The 23,855-nt window shown below is 61.1% G+C and carries 20 protein-coding genes; 9 read left to right on the top strand and 11 right to left on the bottom strand.

All coding sequences use genetic code 11. The features are described from left to right. Positions 1–34: 34 nt before the first annotated feature. Positions 35–328, top strand: coding sequence for a GYD domain-containing protein (locus BLR13_RS04445; RefSeq protein WP_074827286.1), 294 nt, complete (start codon positions 35–37; stop codon positions 326–328). A gap of 217 nt (positions 329–545) precedes the next feature. Here BLR13_RS04445 and BLR13_RS04440 read toward each other — a convergent pair whose 3' ends face one another. Continuing rightward, entirely contained in the window at positions 546–1,172 is a 627-nt protein-coding gene (locus tag BLR13_RS04440) for a TetR/AcrR family transcriptional regulator (protein ID WP_074827288.1), read from the bottom strand. 470 nt (positions 1,173–1,642) lie between these two features. On the opposite strand from BLR13_RS04440, the gene BLR13_RS04435 reads away from it, so the two are divergent. The 6 genes from BLR13_RS04435 (at position 1,643) to BLR13_RS04410 (ending at position 7,901) form a co-directional block, all read left to right on the top strand. After that, positions 1,643–3,289: a fatty acid--CoA ligase gene (locus BLR13_RS04435; protein ID WP_074827290.1), complete on the top strand. Its 1,647-nt coding sequence runs from the start codon at positions 1,643–1,645 to the stop codon at positions 3,287–3,289. 138 nt (positions 3,290–3,427) lie between these two features. Beyond that, positions 3,428–3,850, top strand: a complete 423-nt coding sequence (locus BLR13_RS04430) for a phasin family protein (protein WP_074827292.1) — start codon at positions 3,428–3,430, stop codon at positions 3,848–3,850. 232 nt (positions 3,851–4,082) lie between these two features. Beyond that, positions 4,083–4,847 (top strand): acetoacetate decarboxylase, encoded by a 765-nt coding sequence (locus BLR13_RS04425; RefSeq protein WP_074831907.1) that lies wholly within the window; start codon positions 4,083–4,085, stop codon positions 4,845–4,847. A 9-nt stretch (positions 4,848–4,856) separates the two neighbouring features. Beyond that, positions 4,857–5,819 (top strand): 3-hydroxyacyl-CoA dehydrogenase NAD-binding domain-containing protein, encoded by a 963-nt coding sequence (locus BLR13_RS04420; protein WP_074827293.1) that lies wholly within the window; start codon positions 4,857–4,859, stop codon positions 5,817–5,819. Between the two features lie 58 nt (positions 5,820–5,877). Continuing rightward, entirely contained in the window at positions 5,878–7,080 is a 1,203-nt protein-coding gene (locus BLR13_RS04415) for a CaiB/BaiF CoA transferase family protein (protein WP_074827294.1), read from the top strand. 44 nt (positions 7,081–7,124) lie between these two features. After that, entirely contained in the window at positions 7,125–7,901 is a 777-nt protein-coding gene (locus BLR13_RS04410) for an SDR family oxidoreductase (RefSeq protein ID WP_074827295.1), read from the top strand. 89 nt (positions 7,902–7,990) lie between these two features. Here BLR13_RS04410 and BLR13_RS04405 read toward each other — a convergent pair whose 3' ends face one another. The 4 genes from BLR13_RS04405 to BLR13_RS04390 all read right to left on the bottom strand — a co-directional run bounded on the left by BLR13_RS04405 (position 7,991) and on the right by BLR13_RS04390 (position 13,148). Continuing rightward, complete coding sequence (locus tag BLR13_RS04405; RefSeq protein ID WP_091976342.1) at positions 7,991–9,355, bottom strand: MFS transporter; 1,365 nt, start codon at positions 9,353–9,355, stop codon at positions 7,991–7,993. Between the two features lie 1,058 nt (positions 9,356–10,413). Next, a complete protein-coding gene (locus BLR13_RS04400; RefSeq protein WP_079586786.1) occupies positions 10,414–11,046 on the bottom strand; it encodes a TetR/AcrR family transcriptional regulator in 633 nt (210 codons plus the stop codon). Continuing rightward, complete coding sequence (locus tag BLR13_RS04395) at positions 11,043–11,534, bottom strand: MaoC/PaaZ C-terminal domain-containing protein (RefSeq protein WP_074827296.1); 492 nt, start codon at positions 11,532–11,534, stop codon at positions 11,043–11,045. Before BLR13_RS04395 ends, BLR13_RS04400 begins: the two co-directional genes overlap by 4 nt. Beyond that, entirely contained in the window at positions 11,535–13,148 is a 1,614-nt protein-coding gene (locus tag BLR13_RS04390; RefSeq protein WP_074827298.1) for an acyl-CoA synthetase, read from the bottom strand. Between the two features lie 139 nt (positions 13,149–13,287). Between BLR13_RS04390 and BLR13_RS04385 the strand changes: the two genes are divergently transcribed. Further along, on the top strand, positions 13,288–14,886 hold the full coding sequence (locus tag BLR13_RS04385; RefSeq protein ID WP_074827300.1) for a carboxyl transferase domain-containing protein: 1,599 nt from the start codon (positions 13,288–13,290) through the stop codon (positions 14,884–14,886). A 4-nt stretch (positions 14,887–14,890) separates the two neighbouring features. Next, a complete protein-coding gene (locus BLR13_RS04380) occupies positions 14,891–16,888 on the top strand; it encodes a biotin carboxylase N-terminal domain-containing protein (protein WP_074827301.1) in 1,998 nt (665 codons plus the stop codon). 68 nt (positions 16,889–16,956) lie between these two features. Here the strand turns inward: BLR13_RS04380 and BLR13_RS04375 are convergent, their stop codons facing one another. From BLR13_RS04375 to BLR13_RS04350, 6 genes are all read right to left on the bottom strand, one after another. Beyond that, positions 16,957–18,204: an ABC transporter substrate-binding protein gene (locus BLR13_RS04375; protein ID WP_091976339.1), complete on the bottom strand. Its 1,248-nt coding sequence runs from the start codon at positions 18,202–18,204 to the stop codon at positions 16,957–16,959. A 74-nt stretch (positions 18,205–18,278) separates the two neighbouring features. After that, positions 18,279–19,094 carry an ABC transporter ATP-binding protein gene (locus BLR13_RS04370; RefSeq protein ID WP_074827305.1) on the bottom strand — a complete coding sequence of 272 codons (816 nt, stop codon included), beginning with the start codon at positions 19,092–19,094 and terminating at the stop codon, positions 18,279–18,281. A gap of 3 nt (positions 19,095–19,097) precedes the next feature. After that, entirely contained in the window at positions 19,098–20,171 is a 1,074-nt protein-coding gene (locus BLR13_RS04365) for a branched-chain amino acid ABC transporter permease (protein ID WP_074827307.1), read from the bottom strand. Between the two features lie 4 nt (positions 20,172–20,175). After that, on the bottom strand, positions 20,176–21,063 hold the full coding sequence (locus BLR13_RS04360; RefSeq protein WP_074827309.1) for a branched-chain amino acid ABC transporter permease: 888 nt from the start codon (positions 21,061–21,063) through the stop codon (positions 20,176–20,178). A 2-nt stretch (positions 21,064–21,065) separates the two neighbouring features. Next, positions 21,066–22,991: an AMP-dependent synthetase/ligase gene (locus BLR13_RS04355; RefSeq protein ID WP_074827311.1), complete on the bottom strand. Its 1,926-nt coding sequence runs from the start codon at positions 22,989–22,991 to the stop codon at positions 21,066–21,068. Further along, positions 22,978–23,703, bottom strand: coding sequence for an ABC transporter ATP-binding protein (locus BLR13_RS04350; RefSeq protein WP_244525090.1), 726 nt, complete (start codon positions 23,701–23,703; stop codon positions 22,978–22,980). Before BLR13_RS04350 ends, BLR13_RS04355 begins: the two co-directional genes overlap by 14 nt. Positions 23,704–23,855: the final 152 nt, after the last annotated feature.

Below are 23,855 nucleotides of genomic sequence, written 5' to 3'. Positions count from 1 at the left end.
GATACCAATGCCTCGTACCAGAAGGAGAAGGGCTATGACCACATACGTCATGCTTGCAAACTGGACCGACCAGGGAGCGCTGAAAGTGAAGGACTCGCCACGTCGCCTGGACGCGGCGAAGAAAGCTCTCAAAGACATGAGCGGCGAGTTCAAACACTTTTTCCTCACCATGGGTGACTATGACATCGTCGCGATCTACGAGGCTCCTGACGACGCTGTAGCGGCACGTTTCAGCATGCAGGTGGGTATGCTGGGAAACGTCCGGACGCACACGCTGAAAGCGTTTCCTGAAGCAGCCTATCGGGAAATCATCAACTCGCTGGGCTAGTCGGACGGAGCCGGACGCGCCGGTTTCGGGATGTCGATTGAGTGAAGGCCGCCACGCGCGGACGCTCGGCCTTTCCGGCGGACGATGCGTGCACCGGGATGTCAAACCGGGTACAAACGTTCGCAATTCGTCTGCTCTGCGATCCACAGGTTGGTGGTTCATTCCCTTTGGAGTGGTAAGGCATTCCCGGATACCGATTTGCGAACGAACACGAGCGCTATTTGGTCGTGACGTTGCTGGCTGCGCCCCGAACCATGAGGGCGATCTGCCGGCCGACATCGTCGACACTCAAGCGGCCGCCTGCGGTGTACCAGAATACGGTCCAGTTCATGGCGCCAAGGATCGACAGCCGGAAAGCGTGCCGGTCGCAATCGGCGCGCAGCGGCAAATCGTCGATGAGGCTGGCGAAGATCTGCTCGTAGGCGTCGCGCTGACGCACCAGCTTTCGGACCCCCTTGAGATGGTAGTAGCGCGGCGGCGTGAGGATCGCGCGAGTTACGCTGCCGCCGAGCAATATCCGGCAGTGCGCAACGATGGCCTCGTCCAGCCTCTTCCAAGGCTCGTTGATCCCGGCAATGGCGGTTTCGACCTCCTGGCGCATCGCCGTGAGGCTTTCCTGGTGCACCGTGAACAGCAGGTCTTCCTTGGACGGAAAGTGATAGTACAGCGAACCGGATAATACGCCCGACGCGGCTGCGATGTCGCGGATCGACGTGCCTTCAAATCCATTCTTGGCAAACAGTTCGGATGCGGCGGCAAGGATCTGCCGGCGCCGGTCGGGGCCTTTCCGTAACGATTTCGGCTTTTTCGTACGAGCCTTCGCGCGCGCCAAGGGCTTCGTCATGTTCTGCTCAGTCCGTCAATGATGAGAATCCGGCCGCAAACATGAGATCCGGCAAACTTCTGGCTTCCATTCGCCTCGGCAGAGTCCGCAGAAACCGTTTCAATGGATCGCCGATTTCTACACTTCTGGAGAGAATCGATCAAGCGACCGATAGGCGAAGCAATCCGCTTCGCGTCAGCGCTGGCTCTCAGGCATCTGCGCTGGCGTGAGGCGGACCGTGGAGCGCCCAAGGAGCAAGGTCTTTCATTGATCATGCGGTGCATCAATACGCGCAGGACCGGACCAGCCCGCAACCTCCTGGTGCTGGATTCGGCTTGACTTTATATTCAACCAAGCGAACGATAGAATAAGAAATCGGCTCGGCCTAGCTGCTGCCCACAGGGCGCGGATGAAAGAAGCCGAGCGGCAGGAACGGGCGAAAAAATTCGGACGACATGGGGCGACGTCTTCTAGACCCGAGGGAGAAATCGATGCCTGATTTCCTGATCGAGCATACGCCGTCGGCCTACAAATACCCGCTGCTGATCAAGCACCTTCTTCACGCGCCGATGACACAGTCGGCCGATCAGGAGATCGTCTACCGCGATCTCAGCCGCTACACCTACCGCGATCTGCGCGAACGGATCGGGCGTCTTGCAAGTGGCCTCACTTCGAAAGGCGTCCGTCGCGGCGATGTGGTCGGCGTGCTGGATTGGGATAGCCACCGCTATCTGGAATGCTATTTCGCAATCCCGATGCTCGGCGCCACGCTTCAAACCGTCAATATCCGGCTGTCGCCCGAGCAGGTTCTGTTCACGCTCAATCACGCGCGTCCCAAGCTGCTGCTGGTGAACGTCGAATTTCTTCCGTTGATCGAGCAGTTGCAGGGGCAGCTTGAATCCGTCGAAGGCATTATTCTGATGTCGGATGACGGCGTGTTTCCGAACCGCCCGGTCAAGACCGTCGGTCAATATGAGGAGATGCTGGCAAACAGTTCACCCGATTTCACGTTCGAGGATTTCGACGAGAACACCCGCGCGACGATGTTTTACACCACGGGAACCACCGGCGCGCCCAAGGGAGTCTACTTCAGCCATCGCCAGCTTGTGCTTCACACGCTGATCGATCTGGTCGGGTTCGGCTCGCCGGCGCAGCAAGGGCGGTTTCACCGCGAAGACGTGTACATGCCGATCACGCCGATGTTTCACGTCCACGGCTGGGGATTGCCCTATGCCGCGACCGCAGCGGGCGTAAAACAGGTCTATCCCGGCCGGTATCAACCCGAACTCCTCTTGAACCTGATCAAGACCGAGGGCGTGACGTTTAGCCATTGCGTTCCGACGATCCTGCAAATGCTGCTGTCGGCGCCGAACGGCGGGGATGTCGATCTTTCCGGGCTGAAAATGGTGATCGGCGGTGCCGCGTTGACCAAGGCGCTGGCCAAGGCCGCGATGCAGCGCGGCATCGACATCTTCGCGGGCTATGGCATGTCGGAGTCCGGTCCCATCCTGACGATCGCTCAGCTCAGGGAGCATGAGCTGACCGGAAACCTCGACGAGGAGGTTGAGCTTCGCACCAAGACCGGAACACCGGTGCCGCTGGTCGACTTCCGCATCGTGGATGCCGAGATGAAGGACGTCGCTCACGACGGCCGCACGCCTGGAGAAATCGTCGTCCGCGCGCCGTGGCTGACGATGGGATACCTCAACAATCCGGCGTCTTCGGAAAAGCTCTGGGAGGGCGGCTATCTTCACACCGGCGACATCGGCACCATGACCGCGCACGGCGTCGTCCAGATTACAGACCGGATCAAGGACGTGATCAAGACCGGAGGTGAATGGATTTCGTCGATCGAGTTGGAGGACATCCTGCTCCAGATGCCAGGCCTGAGCGAGGCCGCGATCATCGGCGTGGCGGATGCCAAATGGGGCGAGCGACCGCTCGCCATCCTGGTCGCACGGCGAGCAGGCAGTATCGACGATGCCAGCGTGCAGAAGCATGTCAAAACCTATGCCGACAAGGGCGTGATCTCGCGTTTTGCCATTCCGGACAGGATCATGTTTGTCGAAGCGCTCGACAAGACAAGCGTCGGCAAGATCGACAAGAAGGTGTTGCGCACGAAATACGGCGACGGTTAGCCGAAGCAATAAATTGCGTTTCGTGGCTGATTGGATCGTTTGATTGATTAATCGAAGCCGACCCGACTATGATGCGAGACAAACAACGACGTGGGCAACACAAAACAGCTCCACGCACAAATCAACAGGGAGGAAGAAATGGCCGACAAGACCGTGATGGATATGTTCGCCGATATGGCAAAGCAGATCAATTTGCCGAAGGTCGATTACCAGCCGTTTCTCGACATCCACCGCAAGAATATCGAGGCGATGCAGAAGTCGGCGGCCACGTTGTCGGAGGGAGGCCGTGCGGTTTTCGCAAAACAGCAGGAAATCCTGGCTGAGGTGGGGCGCGAGGCCCGGCAAATGATCGCAGACTTCAAGCCGGGCGGTTCTCCTCAGGAAGTCATGACCAAGCAGGCTGAATTGGCCAAGCGCATGTTCGAGGCGACCGTCAAGAATACCAGGGACGTCGCTGAACTGGTCCAGAAATCGAGTACCGAAGCGCCCAAGATCATCCTCGATCGGATGCGCGAAAGCTTTGCCGAAGCGCGGGCGGCGATCGAATCCAAGAAGGCCTGATAGGCGACACCCGGCTCGTATGGGAGGCGGGCACGAACCGGCTCTGCTGCAACGCGGGAGAATATTGGCGCGGCACGTCTCCGGGACAAGGCTCGTGATTTCGCAATGATCCGGCTTGCAGGGACGGGCCCGAAGGTCCGTACTGGCGGCCGGTGCGGAACGCCGCGAATATGTTGCGAGGCTGTCGCCGATACCGAACGCTGAAACGTCTAACTCAAGGGTGAGCGTCAAGATGAAAAAAGAGGACGTGCTCAAGCAGTACACAACGCCGACCGGAGCTCCGGCTTTTGTTCCAGGCCCGCATCGCTTCACATCGCGCGAATATCTGAACATCACCTACCGGACGGACCGGGAAGCTCTCGTCAAACAAGTGCCCGAGCCGCTTGAAGTCGACGAGCCGCTGGTGCGCTTCGAAGTGATGAACATGCCGGATACCACCGGCTATGGTTCATATGTCGAGTGCGGGCAGGCCGCGGTCGTCCGGCACAAGGAGGAAGTCGGCGAATACATTATCGGGATGTATCTCGATAACCTGCCGGCAATTGCCGCGGGCCGCGAGCTCAGTGCGTTTCCGAAGAAGCTCGGCTCGGCGAAGCTGTTCGTCGATTCCGATACACTGGTGGGCACGCTGGATTACGGCACGCTCAGCGTCGCCCGCGCAACGATGGGCTACAAGCACAAGCCGATGGATCTGGAAAAGGCGCGGCAGGAAATCTGCGTGCCCACGTTCATGCTGAAGATTCTTCCGAGCTACGAAAAGCGCCCGCGCATTTGCGAACTGGTCCGTACCGAGATCACCAATATCTCGGTGAAGGGCGCGTGGCGGGGGCCGGCGCGGCTGCAACTGTTCGAACATGTGCTGGCGCCGCTCGCGGATCTTCCGGTCCGTGAGATCATTTCGGCCACACACATCCTGACAGACCTCACGCTTTCGCCGGCCGTTGTCATCTACGACTATCTCACTGACAGCGCGCCTTCGACGAGTTCAAGGAAATAGGCTGATATCATGGCCACAGCTCAGCAGGATATTCTGAACCGATACTCGAAGGTCACCGTGATCGGCGCCGGTGTGATCGGCGCGTCGTGGACGGCGCTCTTTCTGGCGCACGGCCTGGCGGTGGTTGTCAACGATCCGCGCCCGGACGTCGAGACCATCGTCCGCGACTATATCCGCAACAATCTGTCGACGCTTAGGGAGCTTGGGCTGCCGACAAACAATCTGGAAAAGAAGCTGAGCTTCGAGTCCGATCTCGAACGCTCGGTCGCAGGCGCCGATCTCGTTCAGGAAAACGGACCGGAGCGGATCGAGTTCAAGCAGGACTTATGGGCACGCATCGGCAAGGTCGTGGGCGAGCACGCGCTGATGCTTTCGTCGAGTTCCGCCAAGACCGCGACGGAGCAGGCGCTCAAGATGTCCCGGCCCGAGCGGTTGCTGGTGGGGCATCCCTTCAATCCGCCCCATTTGATTCCGTTGGTCGAGGTCGTTCCCGGCGAGAAGACGAGCCCGGAGGCGGTGGATGACGCGGTCGCGTTCTACGCGGCGCTCGGCAAGGTGCCGCGCGTGGTGCACAAGGAAATGCCCGGCTTCGTTGCGAACCGCCTGCAAAGGGCGATTTTCCGGGAGTGCTGCCACCTCGTCATTCAGGGCGTCGTCAAAGTCGATGAGCTCGACGATATCGTGACGAGTTCGATCGGCTTGCGCTGGGCGGCGGACGGTCCGTTCCGCTCGTTCCATCTCGGCGGCGGCGCGGGTGGTTTCAAATCCTTCTTCAAGCAGTTCGGTCCGGGTCTCAACGAGGCCTGGAAGAGCATGGCGCCGGTCAATCTGGATGAGGCCGCGCAGGACAAGATCATCGCGCAGGCTGAGGCATCCTTCGCCGCGCAGCCACCCGAGCAACTCGAAAATGAACGCGACGCCAAGCAACTGGCGATCATCCGCGCGCTCAAGGCGGTGAAGGCAAGCAAATAATAGACGTCGCAATCGAATCATCCAGGCCGGAACCGACGCGATCAACGGGAGGAACGAGATGGGACTTTTGTTCGAAGGCTTGAAGGTGATCGATTGCGGCAGCTTTATCGCTGCACCCGCGGCGGCCACGATTCTTTCCGACTTCGGCGCCGATGTCGTCAAGATCGAGCCGCCGGGGGCAGGGGATCCTTACCGGCATCTCACGAAACTTCCCGGCCACCCGAAGAGCGACCAGAACTATGCCTGGATGCTCGGCTCGCGCAACAAGCGCAGCCTCGCGGTCGATATGGGGAAGCCCGAGGGCAGGACCGCGGTCCAGCGTCTCGCCTCGCAGGCCGATGTGTTCATCACCAACTATCCCGCCGCCGTCCGCAAGAAGCTTGGCATCGGCTATGAAGCATTGTCGGCGCTGAACGACCGGCTGATCTATGCCTCGTTTTCCGGGTATGGCGAGAACGGCGCCGAGGCGACCAAGCCGGGCTTCGATGTCACGGCATGGTGGGCGCGGTCGGGTTTGATGGATACCGTTCGCGCGTCGTCTGAATCGGTGCCGGTGCGTCCTGCGAACGGCATGGGCGATCACTCGGCGGGGTTCACGCTTTTTTCCGGGATCGTGATGGGGCTCTATCAGCGGCAGACCACCGGCAAGGGCACGGAGGTCACGTCGTCGCTGGTGGCGAACGGGCTCTGGGCCAACGGCTACAACGCGCAGGCAGCATTGTGCGGCGCGACCTTCACCGACCGCCCGGCACGCGAGGTCGCGTTCAATGCGCTGACGAACTACTACAAGTGCCGCGACGGTCGCTGGCTGATCCTGACCATTCTCAATGAAGAAAAGCAGTGGCCGGAGTTCATGAAGTGTCTCGATCGAGAGGATCTGATCGATGACCCGCGTTTTGCCAAGAAGGTGGATCGATTGGCGCGCTCGCGCGAGCTGATCGCATTGCTCGACAAGGAGTTCGCCAAGCAGGATCGCGCGGAATTGCGCAAGCGCCTGACCGAAAGGGGGATCGTGTTCGACGTGGTAGCGACGCCGGAGGATATTCCGTCGGACCAGCAGCTCCTCGATAACGATATTCTCGTGCCCTTCGCCGGCAGCGAAACCAGGACGATCAACAGCCCGATTGCGTTGCGTGGCGCGGACAAGGTGCAACCGAGGATGCCGCCTTCGGTGGGCCAGCACAGCGATGAGGTGCTGAAGGAAGCGGGCTTCGATACGGCGACGATCGCCCAGATGCGCGCCGCCGGCGCCATCGGCTGAGCTACCACCATCCAAACGCATTTCCAGTTCATCAGGAGCGCCGCATGAAAATCGAAGAGCTGTTCTCGGTGCGAGGGAAAGTCGCCCTGGTCACCGGTGGAAGTCGAGGCCTCGGCGAAATGATTGCCCGCGCCTACGTCGAAAACGGTGCCAAGGTCTATATCACCGCGAGGCGTGCCGACGCCTGCGACGCGCTTACAAAAGAGCTGTCGCAGATCGGTGAATGTATCGCGATCCCGGCGGACCTGTCCCGGATGGAAGAGATCGCGCGGCTGTCCAGCGAGCTTCACAAACGGGAGAAGAAGCTCGACATTCTGGTCAACAATGCCGGCGCAAGCTGGGGCGCGACCTTCGCCGAGTTCCCCGAGAATGGCTGGGACAAGGTGATGGACCTCAACGTCAAGTCGGTGTTCTTCCTGACCCAGAGTCTGCTCGACCTGCTGGAAGCGGCGGGATCGACCAATTCGTATTCGCGGGTGATCAACATCGGCTCGATCGAGGGCATCAGGACATCGCACCTCGAAGCCTATTCGTATGCCGCTTCGAAAGCGGGCGTGAACCATCTGACGCGCATCATGGCAAAGTTTCTTGCCCCAAAGCACATTGCGGTCAATGCGATCGCGCCCGGCTACTTCCCGTCGAAAATGACTGATGCGATCGATGAGCATGGCACGAAGGAGGTCGTCGATGACGCGCCCATGAAGCGCATGGGACATGCGGACGATCTCGCGGGCATCGCCATCTACCTCGCCTCGAGGGCCAGCGGTTTCGTCTGCGGTGCGGTCATCCCGGTCGACGGTGGATTGGCCACGACGGCCTGAGGGCCATGCTGCTGGCAGGAAAAACTGGCGCCGCATGATGCGGCGCCGTTTTCCGAGCTGTCAACCATCAGGACCGCCGGACGGCTGCCCTAAGACGTCAATCCGGTCGCGACAGCTGGTTCGTTCAAGACCTCGTTTGGGTCCGCAGCCTTTACGATTATCAGCAACAGCAAGCCGGACAGCAGATAGGCTCCCACAATAAGATAGGTGCTGTAGAGCGAGTTGCCCGTTGTCGCGGAAATATAGCCAGTGAGGGAAGGTGCGACGGCCGGGCCGAGATTGCCGAGGCTGCTGATGAGCGCGATGCCGCCGGCGGCGCTCGCCTTGGACAGGTACTCGGTGATGGTGGTGAAGAACAAAGGCGTCGCCGAAATGAACCCGAGGCCGGCGAGCGTCAGGCCTATGATCGAGGCCAGCAAGTTGCCTTGGGAAAATGTGATGGCCAACAGGCCGATTGCCGCGACGGTCACGCAGGTGACGTAGTGCCATCGCCGCTCTCTGGTCTTGTCCGAGTGACGCCCCATCAGAATCGTGCCGATGATGCCTGCGATCTGCGGCAAGGTGGCAAGCAGACCTACATGCAACAGATCGGCCACGCCCCAGCTTTTGATCAGCGAGGGAATCCAGAACACCATGGTGTAGGTCGCGCCCAGCAGCAGAAAATAGGTGAAAGCGAGGCCGTAGACTTTCGGATCTTTCAGCATCTGGAAGAACCCGGCGTGGTGAGCGGACTCGACATCCTTGTGATCGTGGTCGAGCTGGAAGCGCAGCGCTGTTTTCTCCTCGGCGCTCAGCCACTTGGCATCCTCGGGCTTATCCTGAAGATAGAAATAGGCGACGAGACCCAGGATCGACGCCGGCACGCCTTGGGAAATGAAGAGCCATTGCCAGCCGTGCCAGCCCTCGATGTCGTTGAAATATTTCATCGTTGCACCGGAAAGCGGACCCGCGATCACGGACGCGATGGCGGTCGCGGTCATGAACATCGCGATAATCTGGCCGCGGCGCGCCGAAGGGTACCAGTATGTCAAATAGAGTATGATGCCCGGGAAGAAGCCCGCTTCGAGCACGCCAAGCAGGAACCGGGCGATATAGAATTGCACCGGCGTCTGCACGAACGCCATGGCACAAGCGACAATGCCCCACGTGAACATGATGCGTAGCAGGGTCTTGCGAACACCGATGCGCTCAAGCAGCAGGTTGCTGGGTACTTCGAACAGGAAGTAGCCGACGAAGAATATGCCCGCGCCGAAGCCGTATGTCGCATCGCTGAAAGTCAGCGTCTGCTTCATTTGAAGCTGGGCATATCCGATATTGATGCGATCCAGAAACGCAATCATGTAACAAAGAATCAGGAAGGGTAGTATCCGCCAACCGATCTTGGAGAACAGCTTTGTGACGGCGATTGGCTCCCTTTCAGCGGAAGGAATAGTGCCGACGCCGGTTGCGTGCATAGCCATTTGTTTACTCCCCTCATTTGCATTCCCCCGGAGTCTTTTGCTCCGGGTTGGAACGTATTTTCTGTCTTACTCCTTGACGGCGGTTGCGCCGCAGCAACCACGGCGGCTGACGCTCCGCATACTAAAAATCTGAAATGTTGGACGAGGGCCGTTCGGGATCGTGGCCGGTCGCGCCGTGTGCACGGCCCCGGATCCTTTGAGCGCCCTCGGGCACGCAGTCGGCATCGTGATCGACTTTCGGGCAAGAACCAAGGCCAAACGGCCATGCCAGCTTCAAAAGATCATCGCTAATCTATCAGTCGCTTGATTGTTTAGCAACATGGGCGCCGGGCGGCACCGGATATTCTTTGAACGGGGCGCGCGCTGCTGCTGCTGCTGCTGCCTCGTATCTGGCGTGTCGGCTGGGGCGTGTATCGGATCACCCGCGACGCCGTCGCCTGACGGCTGAAGCTCTCTGCGATCCGAACGCGCCCCGCGCGAGCACCGAGGCTAACCGCCAGGTTCTCTGCCAAGCACGGTCAGTCGTCGGTGTCGGGACCTTCGACAACATGTTCGTTCCGTACGATCGCGCGCCGCGCGGGGTGCAACTTTCCGCCAGCGTGTGCTGCATACGCTCCGCGAGTACGGCACTCCGTCGCGCCAATGATGGACTGGAATGAGAGTTCAAGTATTGCAAATAGTTAGAAGGCGGCATGTGCACGATGTGTGCACCGGGAGATCAAAGAAAATCTAGAGGCGACCAACGTGAGCAGGCTGAACTGAACACGCTGCGGTCAGCGGCGGGGCAGATGTTTCGGGAGGGGAACGATCTCGTTCGGCAAGCTGCGAATTTGCGCCGATCATGTGCCGAGGGCTTTGTCGCACAATGGGCCGTTATGGAACCGACCGCTTTTGGCGGTGTGCTCAATTGGTCAGCGCAATCCAATAATCTTTTAGCAAAGATGGGGTGTGGGCATGAGCTAGTGACGTCGCATTTATTACTCGGCGGCTCAGCGGTCTGAGATCTCAGATCGCTGGTAGGCTGGCGATGGCCGCCCGCCAGATTAGATGGCTCACTTCGCGCGGAGGATGCTGGCCGCGAAATCGCGCGAGATGTCGTCGATCCCCATCCGATCTGGCCGATACCATTCTCCCGCCCAGTTCAGGGCACCGAGCAACAGCAATCGGACCGAATCCTGCGAGATGTCCGGATCGATCAGGCCGGCCTGATAGAGTTCATTCACCAATTTCGCCCAGAGCGCTTCATACCGCCGCCGCTCGATCCGACAGCCTTGCCGGACGGAATCGGGCAGAAACGCGAAGGCACGGATGCTGGCGGACGTATAATTGTTGTGCTCTAGCGACGAGAGCAGATGAGCCTTGATGGCCGCTTCGAGCCGCCGGCGCGGCGTTGCCCTGGTCGGCAGCGCGTTGAGCGCTTTCTCGACCGCATCGTAGACCACACGTACGCCCTCGTTGACGACTTCGCCGACAATCGCGTCCTTTGACGGGAAGTGGTGGTAGATACTGCCGCCCTTGATGCCGACGGCAGCGGCGATCGCGCGGGTGGTCGCCGCTTCGTAGCCGCGATGTCTGAGGAGATATGCCGCGGCATCGAGGATCTGCCGCCGGGCGCCCGAATTCGGCGGCACGATAGTCGCTGCCGGAGAGGTGGAAGTCGGTGCGCTGGCGGTTCTGCGCTTCACGGATCACCCATCTTGCCGGATTCGACCTGACCCCATATTGCTGAGGGCGGTCGTGTCTTGCGCAGGAGAAGGCGAGCCGAGCCGCTCTGCAAGATTTCCTCACGCTGGCTCACGAGTTCGATCGCCAATTCGATCAAGCCGAGTGATGGATTTTTGACCGGACGTTTGCCGGTAACGCTGATCAAGGCGCGTACCGTGTCACCCGGCCGCATTGGAGCCTTGAAATCCCAGTTCACGCCGAGCAACGCCACGACGGTGCCGTCAATCAGATCCAGTCGAGATGCCAGTCCGAACGCGATGCCGATTCCCATCGGTCCATGTGCGATCCGGCTGCCGAAATCGGTCGTTGCGGCGAAGGTCTCGTCGGTATGAACCGGATTGTAGTCGCCGGTCAGCCCGGCGAACGCGCCGATGTCGGCTTCCGTGATGGTGCGGCCCGGCGTAACGAAACGCTGGCCGATCTCGAATTCATCGAACACGCGGCCCATCTAGGTTGTTTCCTCGCGGAGGTCTTTTCTACGAATTTTCCCGGTGATGGTCATGGGAAGGCTGTCGCGGAATTCGATCTGGCGCGGATATTCATGCGCGGACAGACGCGTCTTGACGAAGGCCTGCACATCCGCACGAACCGTGTCGTTGATCGTAGCGCCTTCGCGCGGCACGATGAAAGCCTTGACCACCTCGCCGCGCAGCGGATCGGGTACGCCGACCACTGCGACCATGGCGACCACCGGGTGGGCCATCAGGCACTGCTCGATTTCGGTCGGGCCGATGCGGTAGCCGCCGGAGATGATGACGTCGTCATTTCGGCCGTGGAACCAGAAATAGCCTTGCTCGTCGCGATTGCCGGTATCGCCGGTGAGGAGCCAGCCGTTCCTGAATTTCTGTTCGGTGGCTTCCGGCTTGTTCCAGTAGCGCAGGAAGAAAACCGGATCCGGTGCTTTCACCGCGATGGTGCCGGTCGAGCCGGGCGGCAAGGGGATACCCTCGTCGTCGACGATTTCGACGACATGGCCGGGCATCGCTCGTCCCATCGAGCCTCGTTTCAGGTCCATCACGGAGGCGCAGTTACCGATTGTCAGGTTGGCTTCGGTCTGGCCGTAAAACTCGTTCATGCTCAGGCCAAAAGTCTCCCGGCCCCAATCCAGCATCTCGTCGCCGAGCCGCTCTCCGCCGCTCGCCACGCTACGCATCGAATAGCCGAAGCGCTGCTGCGGCCGGGAGACCTGGCGCATCATCTTCAAGGCTGTCGGCGGCATGAAGGCATTGCGGATTCCGTGGCGGGCGAGAAGCGAGAAGGCTTCCTCAGGATCAAATTTCTGCAGGCGCTTGGCGACGACGGGGATGCCGTGAAACAGCGAAGGCAGCAACACATCCATCAGGCCGCCGGCCCAGGCCCAATCGGCTGGCGTCCACATCCGGTCGCCCGGCTGCGGAAAAAACTCATGCGGAAATTCCACGCCCGGCATATGCCCGAGCAGAACCTTGTGGGCATAGAGCACGCCCTTGGGATTGCCCGTCGTCCCGGAGGTGTAGACGATGATTGCGGGATCTTCGGCTTCGGTGTCGACACGTTGGTGATCGGTGGACGATCGGGCTATCAACGCGGCCCAGTCCAGCACGTTACCGGCAGCGCGAGCTTCGGTGGAAATCAGGATCGGCGCTGAGCCAAGTCGATCGGAAATCGCCAGCAGTTTTTCGATCCCCGCGGCGTTCGAAATCACCACCCTGGCGCCGCTGTCATTCAGCCGGTACTCGATCGCTTCCGGGCCGAACAGCGTGAACAGCGGCAGCGCGATCGCGCCGAGCCGGTAGGCTGCGAGATGCGCGATGATGGTTTCCGCGCATTGCGGCAGCAGGATGCCGATCCGGTCGCCTCGTGCGATGCCATGGGCTGACAGGGCATTGGCAAGACGGCTCGATTGCTCCTGTAGATGTTCGAACGTCAATTCAACGGAGCCGGCGCTACCTTCGACGATAAGCGCTGTTTTGTTCGAACCGACATGACGGTCGCAGGTCGCCTCGGCAACGTTGAAGCGGCGCGGAATCTGCCAGCTGAAATCAGCGCAAATCTCCTCGTAATTCGTACCGGACAAAGTCATTCCGAATTTCCTTGTCGCACTCCCTAGCGCTTGTTAGGTTACGAGATAGACGAGGTCGCCGCAAGTGCGGTTGGCAGTTGCGGAGCGCCATCGAAATGCTGGGCGTCCTCGGTCCAGTCGAGGCAGGAGATCAATCGATATGGCTGTGCTGGAGAGCAGGGTGCGGAGCGGACCGGATTTCGACAGCAGCCGCATAGCCTACGGCAAGCTGGTCGATGTCTTGCGCGAGCGGCATCGTCATGTGCTCGCGGGTGGTGGCGAGAAGCTTCAGCAGCGTCACCGCGAAAGGGGCAAGATCCCGGTACGCGAACGCATCGATTACCTGATCGATCCGCTGTCGCCGTTTCTCGAATTGTCTCCGCTGGCGGCGTGGGAGCTGTATGGCAACGAGGTGCCTTGCGCCGGCGTGGTGACGGGGATCGGCATGGTTGCCGGCATACCCTGTGCGATCATCGCCAACGATGCGACCGTGAAGGGCGGCTCCTTCTTCCAGGAGACGGTGAAGAAGCACTTGCGCATGCAGGAGATTGCCTTCGAGAACCGGTTGCCCTGCATCTATCTCGTGGATTGCGGCGGTGCTTATTTGCCGGAACAGGACCGCGTGTTCCCGGACCGCGATCATTTCGGCGGCACTTTCTTTCAGCAGTGCCGCATGTCGGCGTCGGGATTGCCGCAGATATCGGCGGTGTTCGGCGGTTGTACGGCAGGCGGCGCCTATATCCCCGCGCTATCTGATGAGGTCGTCATGGTGCGCGGGACCGGGCGGATTCACCTCGGGGGACCTCCGATCGTCAAGGCCGCCATCAACGAAATCGTCGACGGCGAGACGCTGGGCGGCGCCGAGATGCACTCGACCGTTTCAGGTGTCTCGGACTATCTCGCCGGCACCGAACTGGAGGCAATCGGCAAGGTGCGCGATATCGTAGCGGCGCTGAACTGGCGCGAGACCCAACGTACGACCAAACGGGAAACGCGCGATCCGATCCACGACCCGGCGGAGCTCGACGGCATCGTCGGCGTCGATCTGAAGCAACCGTTCGACGTGCGCGAGGTGATCGCCCGCATGGTCGACGGCAGCGAGTTCCAGGAGTTCAAGCCGGCTTACGGTTCGACGCTGGTATGCGGGTTTGCCTGGATCCATGGCGAACCGGTCGGGATCCTGGCCAATAACGGCGTGCTGTTTTCCGAAGCCGCGGTGAAGGGCGCGCATTTCATCGAGCTCTGCGATCAGCGTCGCACGCCGCTGCTGTTCCTGCAGAACATCACCGGCTTCATGGTCGGTACGGATGCCGAGCGCGGCGGCATCGCCAAGCATTCGGCAAAACTGGTCTATGCGGTGTCGAACGCGCGGGTGCCTCGGTTCACCGTGATCATCGGCGGCTCCTATGGCGCCGGCAATTACGGCATGTGCGGGCGTGGCTTCCAGCCCCGCTTTCTGTTTGCGTGGCCCAACGCCCGCATCGCCACCATGAGCGCCGATGTTGCCGCCACCGTGGTCACGGATTTGCGGCGCTCCAGCGTGACCCGCGGAGCCGTGCAGGAATCCGAGATCGAACGGATCGACAAGCAGACGCGGGCGCAGTTCGAGGCGCAGAGTACGCCTTATTACGCCACCGCGAGGCTATGGGACGACGGTATCATCGAGCCCTGGCAGACCCGCGACGTGCTTGGGCTGTGCCTGGCGCTGGCCGCTCGCGAAATCGATTTGCCCGAACACCGACCCGTGTACCGGATGTGATGCGATGATCGGCTCCCTTCTGATCGCCAACCGGGGCGAGATCGCCGTTCGCATCATGCGGACTTGCCGACGCCTCGGCATCCATACCATTGCGGTGTACTCGGACGCTGACCGCGATGCGCTTCATGTCGCCGTCGCCGACGAGGCGATAAGGATCGGGCCTTCTGCCGCCCGTGACAGCTACCTTCGGCCCGATGCAATCATGCAGGCGGCTGCCTGCGTCGGTGCCGATGGCATCCATCCCGGATACGGTTTTCTCTCGGAGAAACCGGATCTCGCTCGTCTTTGTGTAGAACAAGGACGCGTGTTCGTCGGGCCCTCGGCGGACCGTATTGCCGCCATGGGGCCGAAGATTGGCTCGAAAGTGATCGCCGATCGAGCCGGTGTGCCGAGCGTGCCGGGCTATCTCGGTGAGGATCAGTCGACGCAGCGTCTTGCCGACGGGGCCGAACGCATCGGCTTTCCCCTGATGGTCAAGGCTTCGGCTGGCGGCGGCGGAAAGGGCATGCGGCGGGTGTTCGGGCGTGCCGACCTGGCGGCTGCCATCGATCTGGCGCGACAGGAGGCCGAGGCTGCCTTTGGCGATCCGTCGCTCCTGATTGAAAAACTGGTGATGCGGCCGAGACACCTGGAGGTGCAGGTTGCCGGCGATAAACACGGCAATGTCGTCCATCTCTTTGAACGCGACTGCTCGGTTCAACGCAACAATCAGAAAGTGCTGGAGGAAGCGCCGGCGCCGAACCTCGATCCGGCGATCAGGGCAAAGTTGCTCGAACGCGGAGTCGCGCTGGCGCGTGCCATCAACTACGACAATCTCGGCACCGTTGAGTTCATCCTCGAGGACGGAAGCAGTGATCCCTGGTTCCTGGAGATGAATACCCGGCTTCAGGTCGAACATCCCGTCACCGAGGTGATCACCGGTTTCGATCTGGTGGAATGGCAGATCCGGATCGCATCGGGAGAGCGCGTCCCTGCGTTGCAAAGCGATATCCATGAAAGCGGCCATGCGATCGAAGCGCGGATCACGGCGGAACGGGCCGATCAGGATTTCCGGCCGGACGCAGGCCGGATTGTCGGTTATAGCGCGCCGCCAAATCTGCGGATCGATAGCGGCGTACAGGCCGGGTCCGAGGTCACGCTATTTTACGATTCGCTGTTGGCAAAGGCCATTGCGTCGGGAGAAACCCGAGAAATCGCCCGTACCAGGCTGGCAGCAGGCTTGCGGGACTATTCGGTGTTGGGTCCGGCGACCACGATACCCTTTCTCATCGATGCCGTTGAGCACCCGATCTTTTCGAGCGGACGGGCCACGACGAGCTTTATTGCGGACGCGTTTCCGGATGGCTGGAAGCCGGTTCGGCCGCAGGCACGCCTTGCGCGCGCGGCGGCGGCGCTGCTGATGCTCGATGCCTTGCCGGTCAACGTTCAAACGCCGTCCGCCTGGACCAGGCTTTCCGGTTTCCGCGTCCTCGGACCTGCGGGCGGACTGTCCGAGACCAGACTACTCGCGATCGAGGAAGGAAAAACGTTCGTGTTGGCCGTCAAGGCGCGGCCGGACGGCGAGCGGCGTGTTCTCGACGAGGAAGGCGAGATCGCGCTCAAGGTCCGATCAAACGGCAATAGTGTCGAAGTCGAAGCTGACGAACGGATCCTGCGCGGTGTCTTCGAAAGAACCAATGGACGGGTCCGCCTGACGCTGGCCGGCGAGACCTGCGACATCGGCCTTGAGGCGGAAGTCGCGCTGTTGGCGGGGGCCGCGTCAGGATCAGGCGGGTCCGGTGCCGTTCTCGCGACGATGCCAGGCGTCGTGGCAGAGGTGAGGGTATCGGCAGGCGAAACGGTCGATGCCGGCCAGGTCATGGTTGTTCTGGAATCGATGAAGTTGTTCAGTTCGCTCAAGGCAGAAATCGCCGGCGTGGTCGCCGACGTCGCGTGCAAGCCCGGTGAAACGGTGATGGCGGGCAAGCGCCTGGTTCTGGTCGAACCGCAGGCCGGCACATAGCTGCTCGGCCTAAGCGTCAGGTGTGGCACTGAGACAGGCTCAGTGCCACGCCCTCTGCGTACCGAGGCCTATTTCTGGGCGTCGGACTTGGCGTAGTCGGCCGATTGGGCCTTCACCACGTTCCACACGTCATCCTTGTAGGCGGCGATCCAGTCGGTCTGCGGTATCCACTTGGCTCCGTCCCACATCTCGATTCGAGTCTTGCCGCCGCCGCCATGATCCTGTGCGGTCACGGTGACCGGCGCCATCATGTCGTTGGCGTTGTAGTCCTTGATACTTTCGAGGCCGTTCTTGATCTTCTCGGGTGTCAACGGCCAGCCGTCTTTCTTGATGGCGAGGCGGGCGCCTTCGACCGCGATCGACCAGATCGCAAGACCGGTGTTGTAGTAGACGTCCTCGAGGTTCTTGCGGTCGCCGTTTCCTTTTCCCTTGTCGTAGAGTTCCTTGATGATCTCCTGGATGATTGGATGGTTCGAGCCGCCGGCGACGTTGGTGCCGCGCTTGATGCCCTTGGCGGCCTCGGCGCCGATATTGCCGATATCGATCTCGTTCATCCAGTTGACGGCGATGTATTTGTCGAGCGCGATGCCGTTGCGCTTCATCTCGCGCGACGCGATCACGTGCATGTTCGACAGGCTCCAGCTGACGATCCAGTCCGGCGCAAAGCGGCGGATCTGGGACCAGGCCGAGGCCTGGTCGTTGCCCGGAAGCGGATACGGAAACAGCTGCAGATCAAAACCTTCCTTGGCGGCCAGCGTCTTCAGGATACCGATCGGTTCCTGGCCGAACGGGTAATCGACGTAGAGAAATGCGATCTTGACGCCCTTCAGTTGGCCGCCCGACTTCTGCTTGATGTATTCGATGTCGTTCGAGGCCTGCCCCCAATAGGTCGGGCCGACGGGGAATACCCATTTGAAGACGTCGCCATCGACGGCGTCGCCGCGCCCGGCCAGCGACTGGATCAGGATATTGCCGTCCTTCATGACGCGGGGAAGAACCGCGCGCGATACCGGGGTCGACAGCATGTCGAATACCATGACGCCGTCGCGTTTCAGCTTCTCGTAGCATTCGATGCCGCGCTGCGGTTCGTTGCCGTGATCCTGCACGATCATCTCGACCGGATGACCTTCAATGCCGCCCTTCATGTTGAGGAGCTCGGCATAGTCCTTGGCAGCCTGGGCCACCTGAGGTGTGACGAATGTATAAGCCTTGGAGAGATCGTAGCAGAGCCCGAAACGCATCGGATCGGCTGCGGTCGCCGGCATGACGGTGAGGGCGGTCCACGCGAGGCCGGCCACGATCGGTAAATACTTCATTCGAATCCTCCCTTGATTGAACTGGTTCGCTGCCGTGTTGGTCCGGTCAGTTTTCTCATGCTTGTCGTGCGCAGTTATGTCAGCCAGCGCTTCCGTCGGCTGTAGTGCTTGATGTCATGGAAGCTCTTGCCTTTCGTGCCTCCAAGATAGAACTCCTGGATATCCGGGTTTCTCTTCAGGGCCTCGGCCGTATCGTGCATCACGATGCGGCCGCTCTCAATGAGATAGCCGTGCGACACGATCTCGAGCGCCGCCACCGCGTTCTGCTCGACCAGTAGCACCGACAATCCGTCCTCCCGGTTGATGCGACTGATGATCTGGAAGATTTCCGCCACCAGGAACGGAGCCAGTCCCAGACTGGGTTCGTCGAGCATCAGCAGTTTCGGTTGCGTCATCAGGGCGCGCCCGATCGCGAGCATCTGCTGTTCGCCGCCGGAGAGATACCCTGATGCGACGGCACGGCGCTCGTGCAGGCGCGGAAAATAGCTGTAAACCCGCTCCTTGTTGCGGTGCATGTCGTGGCGGCTGCGCACGGCTGATGCCGCGATCAGGTTTTCGTCGGGGGTCAGATGCTCAAACACTCGCCGGCCCTCGAGCACATGGGCTATGCCGAGCTTGACCCGTTCCTGCGGCGACAGCGCGCTGATGTTGCGGCCCAGAAACTGCAGTTCTCCGCGGCGGACTTCACCTCGCTCGGCGACCAGCAATCCGCTGATCGACTTCAGGGTGGTACTCTTGCCGGCGCCGTTGGCGCCCAGCAACGCCACCATGCCGCCTTCGGGCACATCGATCGACACGCCCTTGATGGCGAGAGAAACGTGGTCGTAAACGACCTCGATGTTGTTCAGCGAGAGCACCTTTGCGGCGGCGGGCGTGTTCGCGGTTTGCATGGGCTATTTCTTCACGTAGCCGAACGGCCAAACCAGCAGATAGTCGCGGACGTTGTTGTAGATCTTTCCGAGCCCCAGCGGCTCGATCAGGAGAAAGCCGATGATCAGCGCGCCGTAGAGCGCCTGCGGAAGATGGGCCAGCGTCTCGATGCTGAGCGAAAATCCAAAGCGGATCGCCGCCCATGAGATCAAGCTGTTCATGGCGCCCGGCATCAACAGAATGAACGCGGCGCCGAAATAGCTGCCGATGATGCTGCCCAGTCCGCCGACGATGACCATCGCCAACGCCTGGATCGAAACATCGACGGAAAACTGCTCGGGCGTGACCGCGTGGTAGAACGTCCCGATCAGGATCGCCCCGGTCACGCCGCCGATGAACGACGAGGTCGAAAAGGCCACCAGCTTGAAATAGAAGCTGTTGACGCCGATGACCGCCGCAGCAAAGTCCTTTTCCCGAACCGCGATCAGGGCGCGGCCGAGCGCGGTCCGCCGCAAATTGAGCATGAAGGACGTCACCAGGATGCACCATACCAGCGCCACGTAATATAGCCCGGCATCCGATGTAATGGGCAGGCCAAACAACCGAATGTCCGGCGCCTGCAGCGTGGCTTGCGTGCCGCCGCTGATGGCCGGAACATGCGAGATCACCCAGTCCATGACGAACTGCAGGGCCAGCGTGCTCAGCGCCAGATACAGGCCCTTGACGCGCAACGCGGCGAATGCAAAGCCGATTCCGATGATCGCGGCGGTCGATCCACCGAGCACGATGGCGATTTCCCAGGGGACGCCGGCCCTGGTGGCATGAACCGTCGCATAGGCGCCGATCCCCATCACGGCGGCATAGCCGAGGTGAAATTGTCCGGCCCATCCGAGAATGAGATTGAGGCCGAGCGCGCCGGCGGTCCATACCAGCCACGGCAGTAAATAGCTGCTGAGATAAAGCGAATTCACCAGTAGCGGCGCGGTTAGGCCGAACGCCAGCAAAACGCCGATCATCCAGCGATCGGCAGCAATCGGGAACAGCGCCCGATCGCTGGCATAGTTCGTATGAAAAATACCGGCTTGCCGGAACAGCATGGGCTCAGATCCTCTCGATGTCGTGGCGGCCATAGAGGCCGTGCGGTCTGAGCATGATGGTCAGGATCAGCATCGCCGCATCGACGAGGTCGCGGCTGGCGCCGCCGAGCAGGGGATCGAGAAAACTGGCGGCGACGCCTTCCACGATGCCGAGCAGTACGCCCGCGAGCAACGCGCCGCCGAGACTGTCCATCCCTCCGAGGACGGCAACCGTCACCCCCTTGAGCAGCAACTGCGCCAGCGACTGGTCGACGCCTTGCACGGAGGCCCAAAGGACTCCCGCGATCGTTGCCACCACCGCCGACATCGCCCAGGACAGCGCCACGCCACGCTCGACGGAGATTCCGACCGACCATGCCGCGGTGTAGTCATCCGAGATCGCGCGTAGCACCACGCCCATCCTGGTCCGGAAGAACAGCATGAACAGGCCGAACATCACGATGGCGACGGCGGCGCCGACGGCATAGGTGCGGTTGATCAACAGCGGACCCAGGAAAAGCGGATCGTCGCTGATGCCGAGCGGCATCGGACGGCCGGTGCCGCCCCAGATCGTCATCGATCCCGCCCGCAGCAAGATTTCCAGCCCAAGCGTCATCATCAGGATCATGATGATCGGACGGCCGGCGAGCCGGCGAAGCGCGACCCGCTCGATAGTCATGCCGACGCCGAACATCGTCACGATCGCCAGCATGATCGCAAGCCAGATCGGTGCCTTGGCATTGTTGGTGAAGGCGAGCACCACATAGGCGCCCAGCATCGTCATCGCGCCCTGCGCAAGATTGGGAACCGAGGACGATTTGTAGATCAGTACGATACCCATCGCGACCAATGAATACATCAGGCCGACAAGACCGCCGTTGATCGCCGATTCGGCCAGCAGTGCCCAATCCATCGTCAGGCCTCCTGTATCGTGAGCGTGCGCTCGATGACGCCGACCTCGCCAGACTCGTAGCTGATCTGCGCCTTCATCAGGACTGTGCGCTTGCGGTCATAGATGGCATCGATGATCGGCTGGTAGCGTTCCTCGACGACGTTGCGGCGGATCTTGCGGGTTCGCGTGATCTCCCCGTCGTCGGCGTCGAACTCCTTGTGCAGGCAGACGAATTGCCGCAACTGCAGGCCCTCCAGCAGCGTGCTGTTGACGTGCTTGACCGCTGAGGCCACGAGCTCAATCACCTGCGGCTTCTGCGATAAGTCAGCATAGGAGATATAGGAGATGCCGCGCAGTTCGGCCCAGAGGCCGACAGCGTCCTTGTCGATGCAGATCAGGGCTGCCAGCGTATCGCGACCGCGTCCGACCACCGCGGCGTCCTTGATGTAGGGGCTGAACTTCAGGCGGTTCTCGATATAATTGGGAATATACCGCTCGCCCTTGGCGGTGTGCACGACATCGGATACGCGTCCCAGCACGACAAGATGGCCGTCGGGTTCGACATAGCCGGCATCTCCGGTGTGCAGCCAGCCGTCCTCGAGACTTTCTCGTGTAGCCTCTTCCTGCTTGAAGTAGCCGCTGAACACGCTGCCTGATCGGATCAGGATCTCGCCGGTGTCACTGATCTTGAGTTCGACGCCCGGCAGCGGGCGTCCGACTGTGTGCAGCCGCACCTCGTCCAGACTCTGAATGGCATTATAGGCGCAGCTTTCAGTCTGGCCGTAGAGCTGACGCAGCTTGATTCCGAGCGCTCGGTAAAACACGAAGGTATCTTCGCCCATGGCCTCGCCGCCGGTGAAGGCGCCGCGCAACCGGGTGAGGCCGAACTGGTCCTTGATCGGACCGGAGACCAGCCATTCGCCGAGCGGGCCGAGCAGCCGTTGTTTCAAGGTGGGCTCGTGGCCGTCGAGTTTGCGTTTTTCGGCGGAAATGGCCGACGCCATGAAGAATTCGTAGACTCGCTTCTTGAGCCAGGAGGAATCCTCGACGCGCACCTGGATGGCGGTCAGCAGATTGTCCCAGCTGCGCGGTGCGGCGAGATAGAATGTCGGCGCGATCTCGCGCAGGTTCTGCAACACGGTTTCCTGGCGCTCGGGAATGTTGATCGTAAAATGCAACGCGACGCCAGCAGCCATCGTCACCGCGAAGTCGCCAACCCAGGCCATCGGCAAATAGGCCAGAATGCTTTCGCCGAAGTCGAACGCCTTGCCTTGATAGGCGTTTCGAACGCCTGCCAACAAATTGCGATGGGAAAGCACCACGCCCTTCGGCTTGCCGGTGCTCCCGGACGAATGCACGAATACGGCGGGATCATCGGGACGGGCGCGGGCGACGAGTTCGGCTCGGACATCGGCGCTGGCAGCGAGGCGTTCAGCGCCCCTGGCCTGGAGCGCGTCCCACGACACCAGGCCCGGATGGGAGTAGGCGGTCAAGCCGCGCGGATCGTCATAGATGATGTGCTCGATCGCTGCGCCCTTGTCGCGCAACTCCAGTATCTTGTCGACTTGCTCCTGGTCTTCGGCGAGCATGAATCGCGCGCCCGCTTCATGGACGAAATGACGGATTTCATCGAGCGTCGCATCCGGGTAGGCCGGCATCGCGTAGCCGCCGAGTGCGCCGGCGGCCAGCATTCCCGCATAAAGCCGGGGCCGGTTGTCACCAAGCACCAGCATGACTTCGCCGGCCTTGAATCCCAGCGTCTCAAGACCCGCGGCACAGCGCAGCACAATTTCCAGCAACTCCCGCCAAGTCGCTTCCTGCCAGATGCCTTTGCTCTTTTCGCGCACCGCCACGCGGTCCGGGAATGCTTCGGCGTCGCGAGCCAGCACGCGGATCAGCGTGGTGTCGGTTTCGAAGTTCCAGGCCGAGGCCTGGTCAGCGCGCGGCATGCGCCCCCCCGATATAAGCTTCGACCACCCGCGGGTCGGCTACCACGTCGGCCGGGATGCCGCTGCCGATCATGGCGCCGTAATTCAACGCCAGCATGCGATCGCAAATGCCGGTGATGACATCCATATGATGTTCGATCAGCAGTACGGTGACGCCGCGCTCGTCGCGGGCATCCAGGATGAACCGCGCCATGTATTCCTTTTCTTCCTGGTTCATCCCCGCCATCGGCTCATCGAGGACCAGGAAGCTTGGCTCGGCGGCCAGTGCGCGCGCCAATTCCACCCGTTTCTTGAGGCCGATCGGAATCCCGTCGACCAGTTCGTCACGAACGCCCTCGAGCTGAAGGAAGTCAATGACGTCCTCGACCGCGGCGCGGTTCGCCGTTTCGTCCCGGCGGGCGAGCCACCAATACAGCGCCGTGCGTGCCACGCTGGGCTTCATGTGGATGTGACGGCCGAGAAGAATGTTGTCGAGCACGCTCATGCCGTTAAAGAGCGCAAGGTTTTGGAAGGTGCGCGCTACGCCCAGAGTCGCGATATAGTGTGGTGCCAGTCCCGTGATGTCGCGTCCGTTGAGCAGGATGCGACCACGCTGCGGCGGATAGAAGCCGGTGATGGCATTGGTGAGGGTGGTTTTGCCGCATCCGTTGGGGCCGACCAAGCCGAAGATTTCGCCGCGTTCGATCTGCATGTCGATGCCGTTGAGCGCCACGATCCCGCCAAAGCGTCGCTCGACGGACTGGCATTGCAGTATCGGACCGGCGCTTTCACCAGCAGAAGCCAATTTTCCTCCTCCACGCGTCGTTGTCTTGGCTTAGCGCCTGAAGGCCGGCCAATTTTGTTATCGATCGCCGTGCAAGGCTA

This window comes from Bradyrhizobium ottawaense, from assembly GCF_900099825.1.
Taxonomy (GTDB): domain Bacteria; phylum Pseudomonadota; class Alphaproteobacteria; order Rhizobiales; family Xanthobacteraceae; genus Bradyrhizobium; species Bradyrhizobium ottawaense_A.
This window is presented reverse-complemented; position numbering and strand designations above follow the sequence as displayed.